General features: G+C 73.5%; 4 protein-coding genes. 3 read left to right on the forward strand and 1 reads right to left on the reverse strand.

What is annotated here, in order from left to right; translation table 11 throughout:
* Positions 1-57 precede the first annotated feature (57 nt).
* Positions 58-4,137 carry an AAA family ATPase gene (locus AB0D44_RS26855; protein ID WP_362595497.1) on the forward strand — a complete coding sequence of 1,360 codons (4,080 nt, stop codon included), beginning with the start codon at positions 58-60 and terminating at the stop codon, positions 4,135-4,137.
* A 232-nt stretch (positions 4,138-4,369) separates the two neighbouring features.
* Positions 4,370-5,800 carry a sugar porter family MFS transporter gene (locus AB0D44_RS26860; RefSeq protein ID WP_362595499.1) on the forward strand — a complete coding sequence of 477 codons (1,431 nt, stop codon included), beginning with the start codon at positions 4,370-4,372 and terminating at the stop codon, positions 5,798-5,800.
* A gap of 41 nt (positions 5,801-5,841) precedes the next feature.
* Here AB0D44_RS26860 and AB0D44_RS26865 read toward each other — a convergent pair whose 3' ends face one another.
* Positions 5,842-6,828 carry an LLM class flavin-dependent oxidoreductase gene (locus AB0D44_RS26865; RefSeq protein WP_362595501.1) on the reverse strand — a complete coding sequence of 329 codons (987 nt, stop codon included), beginning with the start codon at positions 6,826-6,828 and terminating at the stop codon, positions 5,842-5,844.
* Positions 6,829-7,124: 296 nt separating this feature from the next.
* Here AB0D44_RS26865 and ftsY point away from each other — a divergent pair, with 296 nt between their 5' ends.
* Entirely contained in the window at positions 7,125-8,348 is a 1,224-nt protein-coding gene (ftsY, locus tag AB0D44_RS26870) for a signal recognition particle-docking protein FtsY (protein ID WP_362595503.1), read from the forward strand.
* The last annotated feature ends 80 nt before the right edge of the window (positions 8,349-8,428 follow it).

The following is an 8,428-nucleotide window of genomic DNA, read 5'->3' on the forward strand; positions in this document are numbered from 1 at the left end:
GGTCGCGCCCTGCACCTTCATGGGTGAAACCGCACGCGAAAGGTAGAGTCCGGCGGCGTGCACCTCAAGTCCCTGACCCTGCGCGGCTTCAAATCCTTTGCTTCCGCGACCACCCTGCGCTTCGAGCCCGGCATTACCTGTGTCGTCGGTCCGAACGGCTCCGGCAAGTCCAACGTCGTGGACGCGCTGTCCTGGGTCATGGGCGAACAAGGGGCCAAATCCCTGCGCGGCGGCAAGATGGAAGACGTCATCTTCGCCGGCACCACCGGACGCCCGCCGCTCGGCCGCGCCGAGGTCTCGCTGACGATCGACAACTCCGACGGCGCGCTGCCCATCGACTACGCCGAAGTCACCATCACCCGCATCATGTTCCGGGGCGGCAGCAGCGAGTACCAGATCAACGGGGACACCTGCCGCCTGCTCGACATCCAGGAGCTGCTCTCCGACTCGGGCATCGGCCGCGAGATGCACGTCATCGTCGGCCAGGGCCAGCTGGACTCCGTCCTGCACGCCGATCCCATGGGCCGCCGCGCCTTCATCGAGGAGGCGGCCGGCGTCCTGAAGCACCGCAAGCGCAAGGAGAAGGCGCTGCGGAAGCTGGACGCGATGCAGGCCAACCTCGCCCGCGTGCAGGATCTCAACGACGAGCTGCGGCGCCAGCTCAAGCCGCTGGGCCGGCAGGCCGCGGTCGCCCGGCGGGCGGCCGTCATCCAGGCGGACCTGCGCGACGCGCGGCTGCGGCTGCTCGCCGACGACCTGGTCACCCTGCGGCGCGCGCTCGACGCGGAGATCGCGGACGAGGCGGCGCTGAAGGAACGCAAGGAGGCCGCCGAGGCGCGGCTCGCGCAGGCGCTGCGGCGCGAGGCGGAGCTGGAGGAGGCCGTACGGGAGCTCGCGCCGCGGCTCCAGCGGGCACAGCAGACCTGGTACGAGCTCTCGCAGCTCGCCGAGCGGGTCCGCGGCACCGCCTCGCTCGCGGACGCGCGGGTCAAGAGCGCGACGGCTCCGGTGGAGGAGGAGCGGCGGGGGCGCGATCCCGAGGACATGGAGAAGGAGGCCGCGCGGATCCGCGAGCAGGAGGCGGAACTGGCGGCGGCCCTGGAGGCGGCCTCCCACGCGCTGGAGGACACGGCGGCGCACCGGGCGGAGCTGGAGCGCGAGCTGGCCGAGGAGGAGCGGCGGCTGCGGGACGCGGCGCGGGCCCTCGCGGACTGGCGCGAGGCGCTGGCACGGCTGACGGGCCGGCTCGGCGCCGCCCGCTCCCGGGCGGGTGCCGCGCAGGCCGAGATCGACCGGCTCGTCGCGGCGCGCGACGAGGCCGAGGCCCGGGCGGTGGCCGCGCAGGAGGAGTACGAGGCCCTGGCGGAGGAGGTCGGCGGCCTCGACGACGCCCCGGGGGAGGACGAGTACGAGGCCGCCCGGGCCGGGCTGGCCGGGGCGGACTCCGACCTGGCGGCGGCCCGCGAGGCGGTGACGGCGGCCGAGCGCTCCCGGGCGGCGGTGTCGGCGCGGCGGGACGCGCTGGCGCTGGGGCTGCGGCGCAAGGACGGCACCGGGGCGCTGCTCGCGGCGCGGGAGAGGCTGGCGGGGCTGCTGGGGCCGGCGGCGGAGCGGGTCTCGGTGACCCCGGGGTACGAGGTCGCGGTGGCCGCTGCGCTGGGCTCGGCGGCGGATGCGCTGGCCGTGTCGTCGCCGGCCTCCGCGGCGGCGGCGATCCGCCACCTCCGCGAGGCCGACGCGGGCCGCGCCACCCTCCTGATCGCCCCGGCACCCCCGGGCCTCCCGGCCCGCGCCCCGGGCGGGGCCGCGGTCCCGGCTCGGGCGCCCCGGGAACCGGGGGAGCCCGCCGTTTCGGGTCGGGATGCGCGGGCCGCTGCCGTTCCTGCTCAGGGGGCGGCGGAGCCCGCCGTTCCCGGTCAGGGGCCGGGGGAGCCCGCCGTTTCGGGTCGGGGTCCCGTGGAGGCGGCCGTTCCTGGGCACGGTCCGGGGGAGCACGCCGTACCCGGTCAGGGTCCGGGGGAGCCGGCTGTTTCGGGTCGGGGTCCGGTGGAGGCGGCCGTTCCTGGGCAAGGTCCGGGGGAGCCGGCCGTTCCCGGTCAGGGGCCGGCCGAGGCCGCTTGTTCGGGTCAGGGCCGGTCCCCGGCCGGCTTGCCCGCCGCGGGGGCCGTGGTCGCGAGGGAACAGGGTGGGTCCGCCCCGGGTGGGCTGTCGGGGCAGGGCCCGGAGGGCGTGGCCGGGGCTGCGGACGCCGCCGGTCACGGCCGGACTTCGGGTGCGGCCGGGGGAGCCGTCCCCCACCCCGCCCCGGCGGGGGACCGGGCTCTGCCCTCACTCGCCCCGCAGGCCGCCGCGAGCCTGGTCGGCGGGGACGCCGAGGTGCGCCGGGCCCTGGCGTGGGTGCTGCGCGACCACGTCGTGGTCGGGACGCTCGACGAGGCCGAGGCCCTCGTCGCGCAGCGGCCCGACGCGGTGGCGGTGACCGTCGAGGGCGACGTCCTCGGGGCGCACCTCGCGCACGGCGGCTCCGCCGGGGCGCCCAGCCTGATCGAGGTGCAGGCGGCCGTGGACGAGGCGACGGGAGAGCTGGCCCGGCTGGACGGCGAATGCCGGGAGCTGACCGCGGCCCAGGCGGCCGCCCAGGCCCGACGGCAGGACGCGGCGGCCCTGGTCGAGGAGCTCGCCGAGCGCCGCCGGGCCGGGGAACGCGCTCGCGCCGGGGTCGCGCAGCAGCTCGGCCGCCTCGCGGGGCAGGCGAAGGGGGCCGCGGGCGAGGCCGAGCGCAGTGCCACCGCCGCGGCCAAGGCCCAGGACGCGCTGGAGCAGGCGCTGCTGGATGTGGAGGAGTGCGCCGAGCAGCTGGCGACGGCCGAGGAGTTGCCCGCGGAGGAGGAGCCCGACACCTCCCGGCGGGACCGGCTCGCCGCCGACGGGGCCAACGCCCGGCAGACCGAGATGGAGGCCCGGCTGCAGCTCAGGACCCATGAGGAGCGGGTCAAGGGGCTGGCCGGCAGGGCGGATTCGCTGGACCGGGCGGCCCGCGCCGAACGGGAGGCCCGCACCCGCGCCGAGCGCCGCCGGGCCCGGCTGCGCCACGAGGCGGAGGTCGCCCGGGCGGTCGCCGACGGGGCCCGCCAACTGCTCGCGCACGTGGAAGTCTCGCTCGGCCGGGCCGACGAGGAACGCAGCGGGGCCGAGTACGCCAAGGGCCTGCGCGAGCGGGAACTGGCCGAGGCCCGCAACGCCGGCCGGGACCTGAAGGGCGAACTGGACAAGCTCACCGACTCGGTGCACCGCGGGGAGGTGCTCGGCGCGGAGAAGCGGCTGCGCATCGAAGCGGTGGAGGCCAAGGCGCTGGAGGAGTTCGGCATGGAGGCCGCCGGCCTCGTCGCCGAGTACGGGCCCGACCAGCCCGTCCCGCCCTCGCCGCCCGCCGAGGGCGAGGCGCTGCCCGAGGACCCGGAGCACCCCCGGAACCTGCCCGGCCCCTTCGTCCGCGCCCAGCAGGAGAAGCGGCTCAAGGCGGCCGAACGCGCCTACCAGCAGCTCGGCAAGGTCAACCCGCTCGCGCTGGAGGAGTTCGCGGCGCTGGAGGAGCGCCACCAGTTCCTCAGCGAGCAACTGGAGGACCTGCGCAAGACCCGCGCCGACCTCCTCCAGGTGGTGAAGGAGGTCGACGAGCGCGTCGAGCAGGTGTTCACCGAGGCGTACCGGGACACGGCCCGGGAGTTCGAGGGGGTCTTCTCGCGGCTGTTCCCCGGCGGTGAGGGCCGCCTGGTCCTCACCGACCCCGACAACATGCTGACCACCGGCGTCGACGTCGAGGCCCGCCCGCCGGGCAAGAAGGTCAAGCGGCTGTCGCTGCTCTCGGGCGGCGAGCGTTCGCTGACCGCCGTGGCCCTGCTGGTGTCCATCTTCAAGGCGAGGCCCAGCCCGTTCTACGTGATGGACGAGGTCGAGGCCGCGCTCGACGACACCAACCTGCAGCGGCTGATCCGGATCATGGAGGAACTCCAGGAGAGCTCGCAGCTGATCGTCATCACGCACCAGAAGCGGACGATGGAGGTCGCCGACGCCCTCTATGGCGTCTCCATGCAGGGCGACGGGGTCTCCAAGGTGATCAGTCAACGACTGCGCTGACCCTGTTCACTTCATGAAATGAACACTCGAACGCGCCGCGAGCCGCCATCCATGCAGGCTTGATGCATTTTTCACGCGCTCTTGACTTCAGAAAGTGAAGTCATAAGCTCTCTCCTGCCGTGTTCGACGTTCAGGTGGTGGTGAGCAGCATGCTGTGCGCCACTGGAGGAATACGCGCAGAGAAACACACCCCCACACCGCCCGCCGTCGGCGCCGGGCCCAGGAGCGCACCTTGACCAGCACAGCGAACGCACCCGCGTCAGGCAGTGGCCGGGCGGCGCAGCCCGACCACCTCGGGCACGTCATCTTCATCACCGCGGCCGCGGCCATGGGCGGCTTCCTCTTCGGCTACGACAGCTCCGTCATCAACGGCGCCGTCGTCGCGATCCGCGACCGGTTCGACGTGGGCTCCGAAGCCCTCGCCCAGGTGATCGCCGCCGCACTGATCGGCTGCGCCATCGGCGCCGCCACCGCGGGCCGCATCGCCGACCGGATAGGCCGCATCCGCTGCATGCAGATCGCCGCCGCCCTGTTCACGGTCAGCGCCGTCGGCTCGGCCCTCCCGTTCGCCCTGTGGGACCTGGCCATGTGGCGCGTGATCGGCGGCTTCGGCATCGGCATGGCCTCCGTCATCGGCCCGGCCTACATCGCCGAGGTGTCCCCGGCCGCCTACCGCGGCCGCCTGGCCTCCTTCCAGCAGGCCGCCATCGTCATCGGCATCGCCATCTCCCAGCTCGTCAACTGGGGCATCCTGAACCTCGCCGACGGGGACCAGCGCGGCAAGCTCGCCGGCCTCGAGGCCTGGCAGTGGATGCTCGGCGTGATGGTCGTCCCGGCCGTCCTCTACGGGCTGATGTCCTTCGTGATCCCGGAGTCCCCGCGGTTCCTGATCTCCGTCGGCCGCACCGAGCAGGCCAAGCAGGTGCTGCGCGAGGTCGAGGGTTCGGCCGTCGACCTCGAGGCGCGCGTCGCCGAGATCGACCTGGCCATGCGCTCCGAGCACAAGTCCACCTTCCGGGACCTGCTCGGCGGCCGCTTCGGCCTGCTGCCCATCGTCTGGATCGGCATCGGCCTGTCCGTCTTCCAGCAGCTCGTCGGCATCAACGTGATCTTCTACTACAGCTCCTCGCTGTGGCAGTCCGTCGGCATCGACCCGACCAGCTCGTTCCTGTACTCCTTCACCACGTCGATCATCAACATCGTCGGCACGGTGATCGCGATGATCTTCGTCGACCGGATCGGCCGCAAGCCGCTCGCCCTCATCGGATCGGCGGGCATGGCCGTCTCCCTCGGCTTCGCCGCGTGGGCGTTCTCGTACAAGGAGGGCACGGGCGACGCCATCCACATGCCCGACACCCAGGGCACGATCGCACTGATCGCCGCGCACTCCTTCGTGCTCTTCTTCGCCCTGTCCTGGGGCGTGGTGGTCTGGGTGCTGCTCGGTGAGATGTTCCCCAACCGCATCCGCGCCGCGGCCCTCGGTGTCGCCGCCGCGGCCCAGTGGGTCGCCAACTGGGTCATCACCGTCTCGTTCCCGACCCTCTCGGACTGGAACCTGTCCGGCGCGTACGTGATCTACACGGCCTTCGCCGTGCTCTCGATCCCCTTCATCCTCAAGTGGGTGCCGGAGACCAAGGGCAAGGCGCTGGAGGAGATGGGGTAACCACCCCCGCCAACACCCCTTCTCCTCGATGCTGCCCCGGCTCAGTCCTTGAGCCGGGGCAGCACCTGTTCGCACAGCAGGTGCAGGCTGCGCCAGCCCTCGTCCAGCGGCATCCCGCCGCACAGCGGGTGCAGCACCAGGTTCCCCGCCTCGCCCGCGCCCCGGGCGTACGCCACGGCCTCGTCCGGGGTGAGGACCCGGTACACGCCCTCCGCGCGCAGCTCGGCCACCGAGCGGGCGGCGGAGCGCACGGCGCTGCGGATGTCCTTGGACTGCCAGGACGCGTACATACCCGCCTCGTGCAGGAACCGCTCGCCGTGCTCGTGCCAGACCCGGTCGGGGTCCTCCGCGATGTGCAGCAGCGGGGTCTCGGCCGCGGGCATCATGCAGAAGCCCTCGGTGCCGTACTCGGCGAGCCGCTCCCGGTAGTACGCCTCCAGCTCCGGCAGGTGCGCGCTCGGGAAGAACGGCAGGCCCAGCCGGGCCGCGCGCCGGGCCGCCGCCTGCGAACTGCCGCCGACCAGGAGCATCGGGTGCGGCCGGGTGAACGGCCGCGGGGTGACCCGTACGGTGCGGCCCCGGAACGCGAACGGTTCGCCGGTCCACGCCTTCAGCAGGGTCTCCAGCAACTCGTCCTGCAGCCGGCCGCGCCGCCCCCACTCCACGCCGTGCTGCTCGTACTCCGCGGGCCGGTAGCCGATGCCGGCCACGGTGACCAGCCGCCCGCCGCTGAGCAGGTCCAGTACGGCGATGTCCTCCGCGACCTTCAGCGGGTCGTAGAGCGGGCCGATGATCGCCGAGACGGTGACCGCGATCCGGCGGGTGGCGCCGAAGACCGCGCCCGCGAAGGCGAAGGGGGAGGGCAGCCAGTTGTTGTCGGTGCCGTGGTGCTCCTCGGTCTGGATGGTGTCGATGCCCCGGTCGTCCGCGTACCTCGCCATCTCCAGCGCCGCCTTGTAGCGGGCGGAGAGCGACTCGGGGGTGCCGTCGGGGTCGACGAGATTGAACCGGGCCACGGTGATGGGCATGGAGGAGTCCCCCTTCGCCGGATGTGGGTGGGCGGGCGAAGGGGGACGTTAGCTGACGTGGCGTCAGTTGGACAGGGATCCGGCGGGCTCGCGCTCCTCGGCCGCAGCGGGGGCCCGCGGGGCCGGCGTGCGCGGCAGTACGGCGTACAGCACGCCCGAGGTCGGGATGCCGGCCGCCCGGCCCAGGCCGAAGGCGTCGTGAATATGCTGCTAAAACCATACATAGCGGCTTACCGCCTGGTCGGAACCTCCAAGGTCCGGGTTTCGCGGCGGCTGTGGCCGATACTGGGTGGGTTATGGACATCCTCATCCTTGCTGTAGTCATCGCCCTGGTCGCGGTCGGCGCGATCAGCGGGCTCGTGGTCAGCAGCCGCAAGAAGAAGCAGCTGCCGCCCACGGCGCCGTCGAGCACGCCGACCATCACTGCCCCGCCCGCCGAACCCCAGGTCGGGGAGGACGCCGCACCGACGGTCGAAGAGCCTCGCCGCACCATCGAGGAGGTCGACCTCCCCGACGCGGAGGCGGCCCTCGCGACGCCGGCCGCCGTCGAGGACCCGGTCGTGGAGGCTCCCCCCGCGCCCGCGATCGAGGTGCCCGAGCCCACCGCCGGCCGCCTGGTCCGGCTGCGCGCCCGCCTCGCCCGGTCGCAGAACTCCCTCGGCAAGGGGCTGCTCACGCTGCTCTCCCGGGAGCACCTCGACGAGGACACCTGGGAGGAGATCGAGGAGACCCTCCTCGTCGCCGACGTCGGTGTCATCCCGACCCAGGAGCTGGTCGACCGGCTCCGCGAGCGGGTCAAGGTGCTCGGCACCCGCACCCCGGCCGACCTGCGCGCCCTGCTCAAGGAGGAGCTGCTTACCCTGGTCGGCACCGACTTCGACCGCGCCGTGAAGACGGAGAGCGGCGAGGACACCCCCGGCGTGATCATGGTCGTCGGTGTCAACGGCACCGGAAAGACCACCACCACCGGCAAGCTGGCGCGCGTGCTCGTCGCCGACGGCCGCAGCGTGGTGCTCGGCGCGGCCGACACCTTCCGCGCCGCCGCCGCGGACCAGCTCCAGACCTGGGGCGAGCGCGTGGGCGCCCGTACGGTGCGCGGCCCCGAGGGCGGCGACCCGGCGTCGATCGCCTACGACGCCGTCAAGGAGGGCATCGCCGAGGGCGCCGACGTGGTGCTCATCGACACCGCGGGCCGCCTGCACACCAAGACCGGCCTGATGGACGAGCTCGGCAAGGTCAAGCGCGTCGTGGAGAAGCACGGCCCGCTGGACGAGATCCTGCTGGTCCTGGACGCCACCACCGGCCAGAACGGCCTGGCCCAGGCCCGCGTCTTCGCCGAGGTCGTGGACATCACCGGCATCGTGCTGACCAAGCTCGACGGCACCGCCAAGGGCGGCATCGTCGTCGCCGTCCAGCGCGAGCTCGGCGTCCCGGTCAAGCTCGTCGGACTCGGCGAGGGCCCGGACGACCTGGCGCCCTTCGAGCCGGAGGCGTTCGTGGACGCCCTGATCGGCGACTGAGAGCCGTATCCCCCGCAGGCGGCCGCTCGCCCACCGGGCCGCCGAGCGACTCCCCCACGACCTCAGCGGCCTCCACCGGA

It is taken from the genome of Streptomyces sp. NPDC048349 (assembly GCF_040651925.1).
Taxonomy (GTDB): Bacteria; Actinomycetota; Actinomycetes; order Streptomycetales; family Streptomycetaceae; genus Streptomyces.

Excerpts from the sequence above, each read along its gene's own strand:
- AB0D44_RS26865 (WP_362595501.1), bottom strand. The coding sequence starts at position 6,828 with ATGCCCATCACCGTGGCCCGGTTCAATCTCGTCGACCCCGACGGCACC.
- ftsY (WP_362595503.1), top strand. The coding sequence starts at position 7,125 with ATGGACATCCTCATCCTTGCTGTAGTCATCGCCCTGGTCGCGGTCGGC.